The organism is Nocardia bhagyanarayanae (assembly GCF_006716565.1).
GTDB lineage: Bacteria > Actinomycetota > Actinomycetes > Mycobacteriales > Mycobacteriaceae > Nocardia > Nocardia bhagyanarayanae.
On record NZ_VFPG01000001.1, the window covers coordinates 4470263 to 4487925 of the forward strand.

15 protein-coding genes are annotated in these 17663 nt (G+C 70.6%); 13 read left to right on the top strand and 2 right to left on the bottom strand.

Features of this window, described 5'->3' with window-relative positions; genetic code table 11:
- The first annotated feature begins 5 nt into the window (after positions 1-5).
- The 6 genes from FB390_RS19245 to FB390_RS19265 all read left to right on the top strand — a co-directional run bounded on the left by FB390_RS19245 (position 6) and on the right by FB390_RS19265 (position 5604).
- A complete protein-coding gene (locus tag FB390_RS19245; protein ID WP_141810179.1) occupies positions 6-827 on the top strand; it encodes a class I SAM-dependent methyltransferase in 822 nt (273 codons plus the stop codon).
- A 152-nt stretch (positions 828-979) separates the two neighbouring features.
- On the top strand, positions 980-2797 hold the full coding sequence (locus FB390_RS19250; RefSeq protein ID WP_141810180.1) for a choline/carnitine O-acyltransferase: 1818 nt from the start codon (positions 980-982) through the stop codon (positions 2795-2797).
- Positions 2798-2914: 117 nt separating this feature from the next.
- Positions 2915-3178: a phosphoribosyl-ATP diphosphatase gene (locus tag FB390_RS19255; protein WP_067781149.1), complete on the top strand. Its 264-nt coding sequence runs from the start codon at positions 2915-2917 to the stop codon at positions 3176-3178.
- Between the two features lie 125 nt (positions 3179-3303).
- Complete coding sequence (hisG, locus tag FB390_RS19260) at positions 3304-4155, top strand: ATP phosphoribosyltransferase (protein ID WP_141810181.1); 852 nt, start codon at positions 3304-3306, stop codon at positions 4153-4155.
- A gap of 148 nt (positions 4156-4303) precedes the next feature.
- Positions 4304-4438: a hypothetical protein gene (locus FB390_RS34645; protein ID WP_281292372.1), complete on the top strand. Its 135-nt coding sequence runs from the start codon at positions 4304-4306 to the stop codon at positions 4436-4438.
- On the top strand, positions 4438-5604 hold the full coding sequence (locus tag FB390_RS19265; protein ID WP_141810182.1) for a YeiH family protein: 1167 nt from the start codon (positions 4438-4440) through the stop codon (positions 5602-5604). Before FB390_RS34645 ends, FB390_RS19265 begins: the two co-directional genes overlap by 1 nt.
- A 66-nt stretch (positions 5605-5670) precedes the next feature.
- Here FB390_RS19265 and FB390_RS19270 read toward each other — a convergent pair whose 3' ends face one another.
- A complete protein-coding gene (locus FB390_RS19270) occupies positions 5671-6579 on the bottom strand; it encodes a RecB family exonuclease (RefSeq protein WP_141810183.1) in 909 nt (302 codons plus the stop codon).
- 82 nt (positions 6580-6661) lie between these two features.
- Here FB390_RS19270 and FB390_RS19275 point away from each other — a divergent pair, with 82 nt between their 5' ends.
- Positions 6662-7495 carry a tRNA (adenine-N1)-methyltransferase gene (locus FB390_RS19275; RefSeq protein ID WP_141810184.1) on the top strand — a complete coding sequence of 278 codons (834 nt, stop codon included), beginning with the start codon at positions 6662-6664 and terminating at the stop codon, positions 7493-7495.
- A gap of 182 nt (positions 7496-7677) precedes the next feature.
- Here FB390_RS19275 and FB390_RS19280 read toward each other — a convergent pair whose 3' ends face one another.
- Positions 7678-8208 (bottom strand): WKL family lipoprotein, encoded by a 531-nt coding sequence (locus tag FB390_RS19280; RefSeq protein WP_141810185.1) that lies wholly within the window; start codon positions 8206-8208, stop codon positions 7678-7680.
- Between the two features lie 181 nt (positions 8209-8389).
- Between FB390_RS19280 and arc the strand changes: the two genes are divergently transcribed.
- From arc to FB390_RS19310, 6 genes are all read left to right on the top strand, one after another.
- Complete coding sequence (gene arc, locus FB390_RS19285) at positions 8390-10150, top strand: proteasome ATPase (protein ID WP_067781312.1); 1761 nt, start codon at positions 8390-8392, stop codon at positions 10148-10150.
- Positions 10151-10968: 818 nt separating this feature from the next.
- The gene (locus FB390_RS19290) at positions 10969-12453 is read left to right on the top strand and encodes a serine/threonine-protein kinase (RefSeq protein WP_246124105.1); all 1485 of its coding nucleotides are present in this window, start codon (positions 10969-10971) and stop codon (positions 12451-12453) included.
- The gene (locus FB390_RS19295) at positions 12440-13750 is read left to right on the top strand and encodes a DUF7373 family lipoprotein (RefSeq protein WP_141810186.1); all 1311 of its coding nucleotides are present in this window, start codon (positions 12440-12442) and stop codon (positions 13748-13750) included. Before FB390_RS19290 ends, FB390_RS19295 begins: the two co-directional genes overlap by 14 nt.
- A 3-nt stretch (positions 13751-13753) precedes the next feature.
- Complete coding sequence (locus FB390_RS19300; RefSeq protein ID WP_141810187.1) at positions 13754-15265, top strand: serine/threonine-protein kinase; 1512 nt, start codon at positions 13754-13756, stop codon at positions 15263-15265.
- Positions 15266-15280: 15 nt separating this feature from the next.
- Positions 15281-16426 (top strand): protein kinase family protein, encoded by a 1146-nt coding sequence (locus FB390_RS19305; RefSeq protein WP_141810188.1) that lies wholly within the window; start codon positions 15281-15283, stop codon positions 16424-16426.
- A 16-nt stretch (positions 16427-16442) separates the two neighbouring features.
- Positions 16443-17663: a DUF7373 family lipoprotein gene (locus tag FB390_RS19310; protein ID WP_141810189.1), complete on the top strand. Its 1221-nt coding sequence runs from the start codon at positions 16443-16445 to the stop codon at positions 17661-17663.

A 17663-nucleotide genomic window follows, 5' to 3' on the forward strand; every position in this document is an offset into this window, starting at 1 on the left:
AACACGTGCCAGTACCCTTAGACACGACCGGGAAAGCCTCCTTCGACGACATCTACGACCGTCCCGATCCTCGCGAGTACTACGCACGGATGTCCGAGCTGGACTACCGCATACCCGAACTGGCGAAGCCGTTCTTCGAGCAGCAGATCCGGGAGTATCGCGCCTCGGCCCGCGTCGCGACGCCGACCGTGCTGGACATCGGCTGCTCCTACGGCGTGAACGCGGCGCTGCTGCGCTTCGACACCGGCGTCACCGAGCTCGCCGAGCACTACCGCGAGGCCGCCGACGCCGACCGCGACGGCCTCATCGCCCGCGATCTCGCCCGCCTCGCCGAACGCGATCACCACCCCGACGTGCGCTTCGTCGGCATCGACGCGGCCCGCCCCGCGCTCGACTACGCGCGGGCCGCGGGCTTGCTGCACGACACCGTGCACGCCGACCTCGAATCCGCCGATCCCACCGACGAACAGCGCGAGGTGCTCGCCGCCGCCGACATCGTCCTGTCGACCGGGTGTATCGGGTACGTCACCGAGAAGACCCTGCTGCGGATCGCCACCGCGCACCCGCGGCGCAGGCCGTGGATGGCGCACTTCGTGCTGCGGATGTTCGACTTCGACCCGATGGCCGAGGAACTCGCCGCGCTCGGCTACCGCACCGAACGTGCGCCAGGCCTGTTCCAGCAGCGCAGGTTCGCCTCCGCCGACGAACAGCAGCGCGTGCTGAACACGTTGTCCGACAAGGGCATCGACACCCGAGACCGGGAAGCCGACGGCTGGCTGTACGCGCATCTCTACCTGTCGCGGCCGGGCCCCAAGGGTCGTGCCTGAAGGTTTCGCCCGAAACACCGGCAGCCTCTTGTCGAAACTCGGCTTCGTCGCCGAGGATCTGTAGTGGAGCGACGCACTCCACACCCGCACGCACGGACGCTGTCTCGCCGTGCGCTACTCACCCATCGCACCCGAACCTCGAGGACTCCGACTTGACCGACCGCACCTTCGCCGCCGAAGACCACCTGCCCCGGGTACCGCTGCCGACATTGGAGGACAGCTGCGCCAGGTTCCTGGAATGGTGCACCCCGCTGCTCAGCGACGACGAACTCGCCACCACCGAGGCGGCGGTCGCCGACCTGCTCCGGCCGGACGGCCCGGGCCGGACGCTGCACGCGGCGCTGGCGGAGTACGACGCCACCCCCGGTGTCGGCAGCTGGCTCGACCTGTTCTGGCCGTCGCGCTACCTCGGCAGGCGCGACCGAATCGCGTTGAACGCCAACTTCTTCTTCCTCTTCCGTGACGACACGCCGCTGGCCACGTCCACCGCAGCGGACCAGGTGGAGCGGGCCGCGGCCATCGTCTCGGCGGCCGTGGACTACAAGCTCGCCCTCGACGAGGAGGCCATCCCGCCGGTCACCCAGCGCGGGCAGCAACTGTCCATGTGGCAGAACAAGTACCTGTTCTCCGAGACCAGGATCCCGGGCGAGCAGCAGGACACCGTCCGGGTGCCCTACAGCCCCGAGTGGCCCGGCCCCTCGCGGGAGCGACACATCGTGGTCTTCTACCGCGGCAGCATGTTCCGGATGGACGTGATCGGCGCCGGCGGCGCGCCGTACTCCCTCGACGACCTCGCCGACGGACTGCGCGCGGTGCTCAAGGCCGGATCGCGCTCGGCGCGCACCGATACCGCCGTCGGTCACCTCACCACCAAGCCGCGCGCCGAATGGGCGGCGAGCCGGGCCGCGCTGCGCGCCGAACCCGCCAATGTCGCTGCGCTCGACACCATCGAGACGGCGCTGTTCTGTCTGTGCCTGGAGGACTTCACCCCGCGCGACACCCTGCACGCCTGCGACCAGCTGCTGCACGGCGACAGCGCCAACCGCTGGTTCGACAAGGCGGTCTCCTTCATCGTCTTCGGCGACGGCCAGGCGGGCATCAACGTCGAGCACTGCGGGTTGGACGGCACCACCATCCTGTCGTTCGTCGACACCCTGCTGGAAACGCCCGCCGCCGAACACGCGCGGCGTTCGGGCGCCCAGGCGCAGGGACTGCCCGCCGTGGAGCCGATCGAGTTCACCCTCGACGCCGCACTGCGCACCGACATCGCGGCGGCGGGCGCGGCTTTCGCGACCTATGCGGCCGAAAACGCCACGCAGACGGTCTCTTTCGAGGACTTCGGCACCGCGCGGGCCAAGCAGCTCGGTATCTCGCCGGACGCCTTCGCCCAGTTGAGCTACCAGCTCGCGCACCGGCGCAGCAAGGGCATCACCGGCGCGACCTACGAATCCATCGCGACCCGCCAGTACCGCAACGGCCGCACCGAGGCCATGCGGGTGGTGACGCCGGAGATGATCGCCTTCGTCGACACCATGCTGGACCCGGCCGCCGACACCGCCGCCCGCCTCGCGGCCGCGCGCACCGCCGCGGCCAAGCACGTCGAACGGGCCAAGCAGTGCCAGTCCGGCGACGCGCCGGAGCAGCACCTGTGGGAGCTGGAGTGGATCCAGCGCCGTCGCGGCGCGGAACTCGGTGTCACCGAGCCGATTTCGCTCTACACCAGCCCGGGCTGGGTGATCATGCGCGACGACTACCTCAGCACCAGCTCCGCGCCCTCGGTCAACATCCAGTACTTCGGCTTCGGCTCGACCAGCCCGCGCTGCATCGGCGTCGCCTACGTGCTGCTGCCCGACCGCTGGAACCTCTATCTGGCGACACCCAAGGCGGTGGCCGATCAGATGTACGCGTTCGCCGATCACCTCCGCGAGGCGGTGCGCGAACTGGCGGAGCTGTTGGCGTCGGGGGAGTGACCGGCGTCGACCGGCCGCGCTGAGCCCAGCGTCCGCGCGATGAGCGCGCGGGCCGTCCCGGTCCCGTGGTGGACCGGGACGGTAGCTGGGAATGCGCGTCTGAGAGAATGACCAGCCGTGAAGACTTTCGAAACCCTGTTCGCCGAGCTGCAGGATCGTGCCATCACCCGCCCCGAGGGTTCCGGCACCGTGGCCGCGCTGGACGCCGGTGTGCATGCCCAGGGTAAGAAGGTGCTCGAGGAGGCGGGCGAGGTCTGGCTCGCCGCCGAACACGAGAGCGACGAATCGCTGGCCGAGGAGATCTCGCAGCTGCTCTACTGGGTCCAGGTGCTCATGGTGGGCCGGGGACTGAAGCTCGACGACGTGTACCGACATCTGTGACGGTCGCGCCCATTCCGTAGTTTCGTTCCCTGCGTGAGCGGGTCAGGCCCGGAGGCGGCAACGAAGCGTGACCACGGAGGGCCCCCGCTCAGGCCAAGTCGAACACCGAAAGGACATCCACCCCCATGCTGCGCGTCGCAGTCCCCAACAAAGGCGCCCTCTCCGAATCCGCGACCTCCATTCTGGCCGAGGCCGGGTACCGCAAGCGCACCGATTCCCGCGACCTGAGCGTGCTCGATCCCGCGAACCAGGTCGAGTTCTACTTCCTGCGTCCCAAAGACATCGCGGTCTACGTCGGCTCCGGCGAACTCGACCTCGGCATCACCGGCCGCGATCTCGCGCTGGACTCCGGCGCGCCGGTGCGGGAGCGGATCGCGCTCGGTTTCGGCCGCTCCACTTTCCGCTACGCCGCCCCCGCGGGCCGGGAGTGGAAGGTCGAGGACCTGCACGACAAGCGCATCGCCACCTCCTACCCGAACCTGGTGCTCACGGATCTGCGGCGCCGCGGCATCGAGGCCGAGGTGATCCGCCTCGACGGCGCGGTCGAGATCTCCATCCAGCTCGGTGTCGCCGACGCCATCGCCGACGTGGTCGGCTCCGGGCGCACGCTGCGCCAGCACAACCTGGTCGCCTTCGGCGAGACGCTCTGCGATTCGGAGGGCGTGCTCATCGAGGCGGTCGGCTCGGATCAGAACGACCGGGCCCGCAATCAGCTCATCGCCCGCATCCAGGGTGTGGTGTTCGCCCAGCAGTATCTGATGCTGGACTACGACTGCCCCAAAGATCTGCTCGAGCAGGCCGTGCGGATCACGCCGGGCCTGGAATCGCCGACCGTGTCCCCGCTCGCCGACGCCGGCTGGGTCGCGGTGCGGGCGCTGGTGCCGCGCGGCAAGGGCAACGCGGTGATGGACGAGCTGGCCGATCTCGGCGCCAAGGCCATCCTGGCCACCGACATCCGCTCCTGCCGGGCCTTCTGACCATGCCGGACGTCGGGCGGATACCGGAGTGTATCCGCCCGGGCCGTCCGTTCCCACCGATCGATTCACGCGGAATCCAACCGCTGCGACCGGTGGCGGCGCGTTGCTACGGTGCGGCCTCTCGATGAGGAACGCAAGGAGCACCACCGTGTCGCAGATACCGCCCGAAGAACGTCCGGGCAGCACCTTCCCCTGGAACGAGGACTGGCTCGCGGCCATCGTCGGGCTGGCGCTGATCGCGCTCGTCCTGCTCGGGGCGATCCCGGATTGGCTGGTGCCCTGATGTCGGACACCGATACACCCAAGGTCGATGCCGCGCCGCCCGCCGATCCGCCGGTGCGCTCGGAAACGGCGGCGCTGCAAGCGATCCCGCGTCCCACTGCGGCCCAGATCGCGGCAGGCATCGCCGTCGTGCTCGTCCTCGGCGCGCTCACCAGGTTTTTCGAGACGCACGTGCCGCGGTGGGCGGTGGACACCCCGTTCCAGCGGGTGGCCAAATCGATCGAATACCCGGTCTACGCCATCGCGCTCGGCCTGCTCGGCAATGTGATCCTGGCGAAACTGGATCTGCGCGAACGACTTTCGACCGGATTTCGCACCGAGTTCTTCATCAAGACCGGCGTGGTGCTGCTCGGCGCGTCGATCAACCTGAGGATCCTCGCGACCGCGGCGGGCCCGGCGATCCTGCAGGCGCTGCTGCTGATCACCGCCGTGTTCGGCTTCACCTGGTGGTTCGGCGGGCGGCTCGGCCTCGACGACAAGCTGCGGGCGCTGCTCTCCTCGGCGGTGTCGATCTGCGGCGTCAGCGCGGCGATCGCGGCGGCGGGCGCGGTACAGGCCCGGCGCGAGCAGATCGCCTACGCGGCCTCGCTGGTCATCATCTTCGCCCTGCCCTCGATCTTCCTGCTGCCCTGGCTGGCCGGCGCGCTCGGGCTCTCCGACGCGGTGGCGGGCGCCTGGATCGGCGGAAATATCGACACCACGGCGGCCGTCGCCGCGTCGGGCGCCATCGCCGGTGAGCAGACGCTGCAGATCGCCACGATCGTCAAGACCACCCAGAACGCCCTCATCGGGCTGGTCGCCATCGCGCTGACCGCGTACTTCACCCTGCGCGTCGAGCGGACGCCGGGCGCGGCGCGGCCGTCGGCGCGGCAGTTCTGGGACCGGTTCCCGAAGTTCGTGCTCGGTTTCGTCGCGGCGTCGGCGATCGGCACGATCTATCTCGCCTCGGTGGACAAGAAGACGGGCTCGGCGCACATCGCGATCGTCAACGATCTGCGCACCTGGTTTCTGATCCTCGCGTTCGTCTCGATCGGCCTGGAGTTCTCCTCGCGCGGGCTCCGGGAGGCGGGATGGCGTCCGATCGCCGTCTTCGGCTCCGCCGTCGCGGTGAATCTGGTTGTGGGCCTTGGGCTCTCGGTACTGTTGTTCCGCGACTTCACGGTCTGACCCGCGCGCGGCCCGCGCGTCACTATGCGGGGCGTCCTTTCGCACGGTGGCGGATCGGGCGGGCCGTCAGTCGGCGACGGCCTCGGCCAGCGTCTCGTCCGGCGACTCGCCGTCGTCCTCCGGCCAGCCGGGGTACGGCGGCGGGGTGCCGCCGAACTCCGGGCACAGCGGTTTGTAGTCGCAGTAGCCGCACAGCCAGCTGGTGGTCGGCGGGAACTCCCCGGTGCGGCCCGCCTCGCGCACGGCCGTCCACAGCGCGGACAGGGTGCGTTCGAACCGGCCGAGCTCCTCGGCGTCGGGCGCGTAGGTGAGGATCTGCCGGTCGGCCAGGTAGATCAGGCGCAGCTGGGCGGGCAGCACGCCGCGGGTGCGCAGCACCACCAGCGCGTAGAACTTCAGCTGGAACAGCGCCTTGGTCTCCTGCGCGAGACCGGGCGCGCGGCCGGTCTTGTAGTCGACAACCCGCAGCTCACCGGTCGGGGCCACGTCGATCCGGTCGACGTATCCGCGCAGCAGCACGCCGTCCTCCAGCTCGACCTCGACCCGCGCCTCGCGGGACTCCGGTTCGAACCGGGTCGGGTCCTCCAGCTGGTAGTAGCTCTCGACCAGCGCGCGGACCTCGCCGAGGAACGGCTCGAGCCCGTCGGCCGCGATCAGCTCCGCCACCTCCGGCTGCGCCGCGAGCACCCGCGCCCAGGCCGGTTCCACCAGCGCCTCGGCCCGCTCGGGTCTGCGCTCCGCGGCGGGCAGTCCGTACAGGTCCTCGAGCACCGCGTGCACCACCGTGCCGCGCACCGCGTGGCGGGAGGGCGGCTCCGGGATCCGGTCGATCGCGCGGAAACGGTACTTCAGCGGGCACTGCTTGAAATCCATTGCCCGCGAAGGCGACAGCGCGGGCCTGCGGCGTGCTTCGGCGGACGCGGGCGGCCCGGCGCATGCGGCGTCGGCAGGGGGCGTGGACACGGGCGCTGGCATACCTGGCAGGCTATCCGGCGGCACCGACACGCCGGTGCCGAACCGCGACGACAGCGCGACGACGAGCAGCGAACGGAGATTCATGACGGCCAGACGGACCGGGCCATTCACCACCGGGGACCGGGTGCAGCTGACCGATGCCAAGGGACGCCTCTACACGGTGATCTTGGAGCCGGGCAAGGAGTTCCACACCCATCGTGGCGGGATCAAGCACGACGATCTGATCGGCGCCGACGAAGGCAGCCTCGTGCACTCCACCAACGGCACCCCGTACCTCGCGCTGCGGCCGCTGCTCGTCGACTACGTGCTGTCCATGCCGCGCGGCGCCGCCGTCATCTACCCGAAGGACGCCGCGCAGATCGTGCACGAGGGCGATGTGTTCCCCGGCGCGCGCGTTCTCGAGGCCGGTGCGGGCTCCGGCGCGCTGACGTGTTCGCTGTTGCGCGCCGTTGGCCCGGAGGGCGAAGTCGTGTCCTACGAGATCCGCGAGGACCACGCCGAGCATGCCGTCCGCAACGTCGAACGGTTCTTCGGCGAACGTCCAGCTAACTGGAGTCTGACCGTCGGCGACGTCGCCGGCTACACCGGCGACCCGGTGGACCGGGTGGTGCTGGACATGCTCGCCCCGTGGGACGCGCTGCCCGCGGTGTCCAAGGCGCTGGTGCCCGGCGGCGTCCTCATCGTGTACGTCGCGACCGTCACCCAGCTGTCCAAGGTGGTCGAGGCGCTGCGCGAGCAGGAATGCTGGACCGAACCGCGCTCCTGGGAGTCGATGATCCGCGGCTGGCACGTCGTCGGCCTCGCCGTGCGCCCCGAACACCGTATGCAGGGCCACACGGCGTTCCTGGTGAGCGCGCGCAGGCTGGCCGAGGGTGTGGTGACCCCCAAGCCGCAGCGCCGCCCCTCGAAGGGCTGAGGCCCCAAGCCGCCCGTGCGAGGTTTCGGCCGTCGGATGACGGGGAAACCCCGCACGGGCGCGCCGCCGACCGGCGCGGTAACCGGGAAGGTGTGGCGATCGACGTGCGGGAACCTGATCGGGGCTGCCGGACGCAGTCCTTCGAAAGACCGCGCGTTGCCGCAGCGAAGGCGGAGGCACGGTCAGGGCGTGCAGGGCGCCTGCGCGAAGCCGAGCAGGGTGCACGCGGTGGCGTCCGAGAGCTTCCACTTGCCGTCGACGTGCTGCCAGGTCATCGGCATCGCGGGCGCCGAGCCGTGCGGCGAGGTGATGACGACCTGCGCGGTCGCGGTCTCGCCCTCGGTCTTGACGTCGGTGACCGCGAAGGTGAGCTGGCCGTACCCCGCGAGCAGCTGGTTCATCTGGTCGATGTTGGCGGTGCGCTTCTCGCCGTCAACGATGACGGCGGTCTTCTCGGCCGTCGGCTTGCTCGGGTCAGCGACCAGGGCAAGGGTCGCCTGGAGTTCCTCGGCCTTGGGCGCATCCTCGCCCGCGTGGTCGTGGCCGCCCGCCGCGCCGGTGGTGGCGGCCGTGGTGGTGGCGGCCGCCGCGGTGGTGGTCGCGGCGGTCTCGGACGAGTCGTCCGAGCCGCAGGCGGTCAGCCCGACCGTAACGGCGAGGGCGGCCGCGGCGGTAGCCACGGAAAGACGGAGGGTCTTGGCGGGAAGGAGCATTCTCTAGCAACCTTTCGGCTCGGGCGTCGAGGGACCTCGCGCCATGTCGGGTTAGGGCAGGCTAACATGGTTGCTCGGCCGCCGATCGCAGCACAGATGTGATCACGACGAAACCATGTCGGAAAGCGAGAACGGTTCGCGCCCGGTAGCGTTGATAGACCGGGACTGGGAGGAGCAGCACATGAGCCCCATCGAGAATTCGGATTCGGCGGCCTGGAGAGAGCTCGAGGCGATACGCGCCGAGGCGGCTGCACTCCGAAGGCAACTCGCCGATTCGCCGGATCGCACACGGGAATTGGAAGCCCGCATCGATTCGCTGACCATTCGCAACACGAAGCTGATGGACACACTCAAGGAGGCGCGCCAGCAGCTGGTCGCGCTGCGCGAGGAGGTCGATCGACTGGGTCAGCCGCCGAGCGGATACGGCGTTCTGATCGGCGTGTACGACGATCAGACGGTCGACGTGTTCACTTCGGGTCGCAAGATGCGGTTGACGTGTTCACCGAACATCGACACCTCGACTCTGGAGTACGGCCAGACCGTGCGCCTCAACGAGGCGCTGACGGTGGTCGAGGCGAGCTCCTTCGACTCGGTCGGTGAGATCGGCACCTTGCGCGAGATCCTCGACGACGGTCGCCGCGCGCTGGTCGTCGGCCACGCCGACGAGGAGCGGGTGGTCTGGCTGGCCGGCCCGCTGGCCAAGGTCGCCGAGGTCGACGATCTGGACGATCCGGATGCGCCCATTCGCAAACTCCGGCCCGGTGATTCGCTGCTGGTCGACACCAAGGCGGGCTTCGCCTTCGAGCGCATCCCCAAGGCCGAGGTGGAAGATCTCGTGCTCGAGGAAGTCCCGGACGTCGACTACAACGACATCGGCGGTCTCGGACGCCAGATCGAGCAGATCCGCGACGCGGTGGAACTGCCGTTCCTGCACAAGGATCTGTTCCGCGAGTACGCGCTGCGTCCGCCCAAGGGTGTGCTGCTCTACGGTCCGCCCGGCTGCGGTAAGACGCTGATCGCCAAGGCCGTGGCCAACTCGCTGGCCAAGAAGATCGCCGAGGCGCGCGGCGAGGACGCCAAGGAAGCCAAGTCGTTCTTCCTGAACATCAAGGGCCCCGAGCTGCTCAACAAGTTCGTCGGCGAGACCGAGCGCCACATCCGGATCATCTTCCAGCGGGCGCGCGAGAAGGCCTCCGAGGGCACGCCGGTGATCGTGTTCTTCGACGAGATGGACTCGATCTTCCGCACCCGCGGTTCGGGCGTCTCCTCCGATGTGGAGACAACCGTTGTGCCGCAGTTGCTTTCGGAGATCGACGGTGTCGAGGGCCTGGAGAACGTCATCGTCATCGGCGCCTCCAACCGCGAGGACATGATCGACCCCGCGATCCTGCGGCCCGGCCGCCTGGACGTGAAGATCAAGATCGAGCGGCCGGACGCCGAATCGGCGCAGGACATCTTCTCCAAGTACCTGACCGAGGAACTGCCGCTGCACGCCGACGATCTCGAAGAGTTCGGCGGCGACAAGGGCGCCTGCATCCGCGCGATGATCGAACGGGTCGTCGACCGGATGTACGCCGAGAGCGAGGACAACCGCTTCCTGGAGGTCACCTACGCCAACGGTGACAAGGAAGTCCTGTACTTCAAGGACTTCAACTCCGGCGCCATGATCCAGAACATCGTGGACCGCTCCAAGAAGTACGCCATCAAGGCGGTGCTCGACACCGGCAACCCGGGTCTGCGCATCCAGCATCTCTACGATTCGATCGTGGACGAGTTCTCCGAGAACGAGGACCTGCCCAACACCACGAATCCCGATGACTGGGCACGCATCTCGGGCAAGAAGGGCGAGCGCATCGTCTACATCCGCACCCTGGTTACCGGCAAGAACGCCAGCGCCAGCCGTGCGATCGACACGGAGTCGAACACGGGTCAGTACCTGTAGTTCGGTGGGTGTTCGCGGGCCGCGTCTCCTTTGGGGGCGCGGCCTGTGTCGTGTCGGGCGAGCGCATCGTCTACATCCGGCTGCGCTCGATGCACCGGCAAGAACGCCAGCGCCAGCCGTGCGATCGACACGGAGTCGAACACGGGTCAGTACCTGTAGTTCGGTGGGTGTTCGCGGGCCGCGTCTCCTTTGGGGGCGCGGCCCGTGTCGTGTCGGGCGAGCGCATCGTCTACATCCGGCTGCGCTCGATGCACCGGCAAGAACGCCAGCGCCAGCCGTGCGATCGACACCGACTCGAACACGGGTCGGTACCTGTAGTTCGGTGGGTGTTCGCGGGCCGCGTCTCCTTCGGGGGCGCGGCCCGTGTCGTGTCCGGTGAACGGATTCCGGTTCCTGCTCAGTGGAATGTGACCCAACCCACTGGATGCTTGGCTGGGAAGATAAGGCCAGCTAGAGGACCTGTTTCCGGCATGCGCGCGGCACCTCGCCGGGGTTTGTCGGGTGAAAACGCCTCCGGCAAGCATCTGAATCATTCATGCTTCAGATTAACGGAGCGCCGACCGTGCGCGCCGCATCGAGATGAGGAGCACCCCATGTCCGGATCCGCGTCGGATTTCCTGGCCGAAGTTCTGTTCAAGACCATCCAGCAGCTGCTGGGTTCGGGCAGCGCGAGCTGAGCGAACCTCCGCGCGAAGGGCCGAGCCACCCTGGTGGCTCGGCCCTTTCGTTCGTGCGCGGAAATCTAAGCTGGCGCGGCACTTTCGACGTGCGCTACGGTATGCCGTTGCTTTGTCGAGAATCGGGAGGGGAGGCCCGTTTTGAACGTCGTCGAGGGCACGACCTTCGCCGGCTACCGGATCGAGCGCCGCCTCGGCAGCGGCGGTATGGGCACGGTGTACGCCGCGGCGCATCCGCGGCTGCCGCGGACGGACGCGCTCAAGGTCCTGTCGGACGCGCGCGCCGACGACCCGGAGTTCCGCGCGCGGTTCCTGCGCGAGGCCGAACTCGCGGCGCGCTTGCAGCACCCGAATCTCGTCGCCGTCCGTGACCGCGGCGAGCACGAGGGCAGGCTGTGGATCGCGATGCAGTACGTCGAGGGAGTGGACCTCACCGAGCTGATCCGGCGCGGGCCCGCCGTGCTCGATCCGGCCAGGGCGGTGCGCATCCTCGCTCAGGCGGCCCAGGGGCTCGACGAGATCCATCGGGCCGGGCTGCTGCACCGCGACGTGAAGCCCGCCAACATCCTCGTCGCCGAGCGACCGGACGGCCCCGACCGGGTACTGGTCACCGACTTCGGCATCGCGCGCGGTGCCGACGACGCCGCGACGCTGACCGGTTCCGGCTCGTTCGCCGCCACCCTCGCCTACGCGGCGCCCGAGCAGCTCGGCGGCGGCGCGGTCGACCGGCGCGCCGACGTCTACGCGCTGGGCTGCACGCTCTACCAGATGCTCACCGGCAGCGTCCCGTTCCCGCGGCACAGCCCGGGCTCGGTCCTGTACGCGCACCTGCACGAGCCCGCGCCCCGGCCCTCGCTGCGAAATCCCCGGCTGCCCAAGGCTTTCGACGACGTGATCGCCAATGCGATGGCGAAGCTCCCCGACGACCGCTACGACAGTTGCGGCGAACTCGCGGCGGCGGCGCGGTCGGCGTTGAGCACCCCGGCCGGCTCGTCGCGGCGCCGGAACCGCCGAGCGGCGCTGGTGGCAGCCGCCGCGCTGGCCGTGCTCGCGGTCGGCGTGCCGGCCGTGTGGTTCGGGACCGGCGGCGACGGCGCGGCTTCCACCGCGAACGACGACCACCGCCCGGTGGCCGCGAGCGTGGAGCCCGCGCAGTGGGGCGCGTACGCCTACATCGCCCAGACCTTTCCCGAGCTGCTGCCGTCGTGGCCGTTCGGCGCCGGATACCAGGACGTGTCGACCTGCGCGCCGCTGGACGAGCGGGGCGAGAACCGCTCGCTCGACGCGTCCGTCCCGGTGGCGCGGCTGTTCTGCCTCGGCGACGGCGATCCGGTGGAATCGGTCCAGGTGACTTGCAACGCCGACCGGTCGCCCATCGGACCGAGCCGCTCGTTCGCGCGCGTCGAGGGCGACGAACACTGGTCCCGCCCCTCCGGGACCGGGCACATCTTCTGGGGCAGCGAGCTCTACTCGGGCACCGGCACCTTCCTGGACGGACAGACCTGGGGCGTCCTCGAGGTGTACTTCGACGATCCGAGCCGCAACTTCTGCAAGCTGCGGGTGGTCGGCGCCGGACCGAGCGGAGCGGGGCTGCGCGATCGGTGGTGGTCCGATGCGCCGTTGTGATCGCGCGCCCGGCGCGCGGATCGCCGCGGTGCGTCCGGGCGAGCGCACCGTCTCGGCGCTCGGTGGGCGGATCGCCGCCGCGCTGACGGCCGCCATGACCGTCTCCGCGCTCGCCGCGGGCTGCACGGTGACCGGTAGCCCCGCCGCGCAGTGGGTGGATCCGGCGTCACTGGACGTCGGCGCGTACAGCGTCGAACCGCTCGACGTGCCGCGCGGCGACAGCGCGCGGCACGGCCGGGTCCTGGAATCGGCGCGGATGACCGAGGCGCTGATCGACCCCGTCGAGGCCGATCCAGCGCTGCGCGTGCCGATCGGCGGCGCCGCGATGACACCGCTGCCCACGCCCGCGAAGGCCACGACCCTGCTCGCCGCGCCCGTGCGGGCTGCGCTGGAACGCCACGGCATGCTGGCGGGCGCGGCGGTCGGCGGCAGCGACCGGCAAGCGGGCGTGGGCGGCCCGGCCGTCGGATCCGCACGGGTGCTGACGGTGATCGTGTTGCGCTTCCCGGACGCCGACGCGGCGACGCGGGCGGCCCGCGAGATCGATGCGGTCGACGCGGCGGTCAGCCCGGACAACGCGCCGGTCCCGATCCCGAATCACTCGACGGCGCACGCGCATTGGCGTCCCGGTGTGCCCACTCTCGCCGCTTCCGTCGCGCACGAGTCCTTCGTGGTGAGCCTGCTCGCCGGGCATACCGCGCCCGACCTCGGCGCGCTGACCACGCTGGCCGGCGCCGCGTTCGACCGGCAGCTGGCGAGGTTGCGCGAGTTCGCGCCGACGCCGCGCGACCGGTTCGCCGAACTGCCCCTCGATCCGGAGGGCATGATCAGCCGGATGGTGCCGCAGGCGCCAGGGCGGTGGGAGTACCCCGCGGTGACCTCGACGAGCAAGCAGCGGAACGCGGGCTGGGACGCCGCGCTGCACGCCACCGGCGTGGTCTACGGACCGCGCGCCGCCTACCTGTGGGGTTCGCGCAAGCGGCCCGGCACCGCCGAGGCGATCGGCTACAGCGGCTTCAACCTGCTCGCGCGCTACCCGGATCCGGCCGCCGCGCGGGACGCGTTCACCATCGCGACCCGCCAGGACGCCGACAACGGTTTGCGGCCGATCCCCGGACCCGACCGGCTCGACGACGTGCGCTGCGCGGAGAACCCGGAGCCCGACGCCCTCGGCATGACCAGGTTCATCTGCCGCGTCCTGTACGGCCGCTACTACGCCGCCATCGCCGCGCGCGAACTCGGCAGCGCGCGGCAGAAGGCGGCGGCCCAGTACGGCCTGCTGGTGAACGGCGGGTAGCCGATGACCGAGACATGGCCGCCGGGCACAGTGGTCGCCGGATACCGCATCGAGCGCACGCTCGGCGGTGGCGGGATGGGCACCGTCTACCTCGCCGCACATCCGCGCCTGCCCCGGTACGACGCGCTGAAGGTGCTCGCCGAGGAACACGGCGGGGATCCGGAGTTCCGCGCCAGGTTCGTCCGGGAGGCCGACCTCGTCGCCCGCCTCGACCACCCGAACATCGTCGCCGTCCGCGATCGCGGCGCCGAGCGCGGATTCCTCTGGCTCGCCATGCAATTCGTCGACGGGATCGATGTCGCGGAACTGCTGCGGCGCAACCCGGGCGGCGTCGAACCCGGTGTGGCGCTGCACATCCTCACCGAGACCGCGCGCGGCTTGGACGAGGCGCATCGCGCCGGACTGCTGCACCGCGACGTCAAACCCGCCAACATCCTGCTCGAGCCGCGGCCCGGCGAGCCGGACCGGGTCTACGTGACCGACTTCGGCATCGCGCGGGCGGTCGCGGACACCACGGCGCTGACCGAGGTGGGCGCGGTGCTGGCGACGCTCGCTTACGCCGCGCCGGAACAGATCTCGGCCGCCGCTCTCGACCACCGGGTGGACGTCTACGCGCTCGGCTGCACCTTGTACGAGCTGCTCACCGGGACGAAACCCTTCGTGCGGGACAACGCCGTCGCGGTGATGCACGCGCACCTGCACGAGCCGCCGCCCAGGGTGACGGCGCTGCGTCCGCTGCCGCCCGCCGTCGACGAGGTGATCGCCCGCGCGATGGCCAAGGACCCGGCGCTGCGCTACCCGTCCTGCGGTGCGCTGGCGCAGGCCGCGTCGGCGGCGCTCGCGGCCGACGCGCCGCCGCTTCCGGCATCGACCGGCGGTGCGCCGCGGCGACGGCGCGGAGCCGTGATCGTGGGGGCCGTGGTGGTTCTCGCGCTCGTCGTCGCGAGCCTCGCCGCCCTCGGCTGGAACAGGGAGACCGGTGACAGCGCGGCGACAGGCCCGTCCACCACCGCGAGTACTACGAAAGCGCCGAGCACACAGGCGAACTCGGGACCGATCTCGTGGGGACCGTACGGCGTGATCGTCTCCGCGTTCCCCGCGCTGCTGCCCGCGACGCCGATCTCGGGCGGACACCAGGGCATGCGCTGCGTGCCGGTCGACCGGGACCTGCGCCAGATCGACCTGGCCGCGCGTCCCGAAGCGGTGCTGCGCCTGTCCTGTCAGGGCAACCAGGACCCGCTGGACACGTTGACCGCGGTGTGCAACGCGAATCTCAATCCGGCGCAGCTGCGCCCGTTCTCCGATATCGCGCTCGTGGGCGACGAGCGATGGGAACGCCCGTCCGGACGCGGACGCCTGGTGTGGGGCGACAGCAGACCGCCGGACGGTCGCCCGAGCGGATCGTTGCAGATCCAATTCGACGACCCCGCACGGAATTTCTGCCAGCTCGTTGTGTCGGGCGGGGCGACGGGACGAGAACTTGTCGACCGGTGGTGGCGCGATGCGCCGCTGTGACCGAGGGGAGGAGCGGTGACCGGACCCGACCAGGCGACCGTCGCCGAGATGATCCCGCGCGGGTCGCTGGACATCGCGCGCACCGTGCGCATCGTGACCGAGGCGGCGCGCGCACTGGACGAACGCCGCGCGGCCGGCCATCCGGCCGGCGACGTGGACGTCACCGAGATTCTCGTGATCGAGCGACCCGGCGCGCCGGACGACGTGCGACTGGACGAACGCCGCGTTGCCGAGACCGTGCCGCGCATGCTCGCACCCGAGCAGCTGGCGGGCGGACGGGTGGACGCGCGGACGGACGTGTACGCGCTGGGCCGCGTGCTGTATCAGATGCTCACCGGCCGGGAACCGTTCCCCGAGGGCCGAGCGGCGACGACCGTGCTGGCGCCCGCGCCGACCGAGGTGAACCCGTGGGTGCCGCCGGCATTCGACGCCGTACTCGCCAAAGCCTTGGCGGCGGACCCCACCCAGCGCTATGCGGGCTGCGCGGAGCTGGCCGAGGCGGCCGCCGCCGCGGCGGCCACGACGGTTCGCCGGGACGGCGCGGTCACGCCGCGCTCGAAGCGGCGGCTGGTGATCGCCGTCCTGGCTTCGGTGCTCGCGGTGGTCGTCGCGGTCACGGTGGCGATCGTGGCCGGTCGTGACCGGTCGGCCGCACCGCCGAGCGCCGCGGCGACGAGCACCACCCGCTCACCGGAACTGAAGGCCGCGCTCTGGGGCTCCTACGCCTACCTCGCCGACGCGTTCCCCGAACTGCTTCCGGTCTCGGTGGACGGCATCGGATACCACGAGCTGGTCAACTGCACGCCGGTCGACGAGCGGCTCGGCGCGGTCTCGCTCTACGAGCCGCCGCGGGTCGGGCGGGTGCTGTGCGTCGGTGACTACGAGCCGGTGATGGGCGTCGTCGTCGCCTGCAACGCCGACCGGACGCGGATGGCCCCCGAACCGCCCACCTGGCGGATCACGGGGGAGGAACGCTGGACCAGGCCGTCGGGCGCGGGAACGCTGCGCTGGGGCGAGTTCACCAACACCGCGGGCGAGGTCCGCGGGCGGCTCGAGGTCTTCTTCGACAGTCCGCAGCGCAGCCACTGCTCGCTGCGCGTCAACGGCACCGGAACGGGCGCCGAACTGCACGATCGGTGGTGGGCCGATGCGCCGCTCTGACAGTGGATTCGCCCGCGTGACGCGCGTTCTCGCCGTCGTCGCGGTGCTCGCGGTGCTCGGAGGCTGTACGGTTGCCGGGAAACCCGTTGCCGTGCAGACGGATCCGGCGAAGCTGGATGTCGGTCCCTACCGTGCCGAACCCGCGACGGCACCGAGCAACGACAACGAAGCCTACGGCCGGGTGCTGGAATCGGTACGGATGGGCGAGGCGGTGATCGACCCGATCGAGGCCGACGCGTCGCTGACCTTCGGCCTCGGCGCGACCGCCTCGGTGCCGATCCCCACCCCGGCGAAGGCGGGCTTCCTCGCCCAGCCGGTGCGCGCGGTGCTCGAACGGCACGGCATGCTCGCCGGGTTCTCGGTCGGCGGCATGGACCGCGAGCTGTCCGCAGACGTGGCGGTGGGCAGGGCGCGGCTGCTGACCGTCATGCTGCTGCGATTCCCCGACGACGAGTCGGCGCGGCGGGCGGCCGCCGACATCGACGCCGTCGATTTCGCCGTCAGCACCGAGAACGTCGCCGTCCCGGTACCGGATCACGCTGGCGCGCATGCTCATTGGCGTCCCGCCGTGCCGACCCTCGCCGCCACGCTCGCGCACGGACCGTTCGTCGTCAGCGTGCTCGCCGGGCACACCGCGCCGGATCTGGCAGCGCTCACCGCGCTGGCGCGCGCGGCGTTCACCGCCCAGATCGCGCGGCTGCGCGACTTCGAGCCGACGCCGCGGGATCGGTTCGCGGCCCTGCCGTTCGATCGGGACGAGATGCTGGCGCGCGTGCTGCCGGAGGCGCCAGGGGTGTGGCCGTATCCGGCGGTGATCGTCGACCGCAACGATCAGAACGCGGGGTGGCGCACTCACTTCAAGGTGTCCGGCGTCGTCTACGGTCCGCGCGCCGCGCACCGCTGGGGCAGCTGGGAAAAGGACGCCGATGCCGACGGGACGCTGCTGGCGATCAACGGCGCCCACTATCTGGTCAGGCACCCGAACGTGGCGGTGGCCCGGCGCGCCTTCGACGAGACCGCCTCGGACGCGACGGATCCCGGGCATCGTGCCGCGCCCGCGCCGTTCGGCCTGCCGGACTCCCGCTGCGTGGAATCGCTGTCCGGGCCGCGCTACGGTCTGCGCTTCGCCTGCCGGGTGCTGTACCGCGCCTACGAGGGAATCGTCTACGGCCGCACGGTGAAAGACGCCCAGCAGAAGGCGGCGGCGCAGTACGTGCTGCTGGTGCGGAGCGAGTAA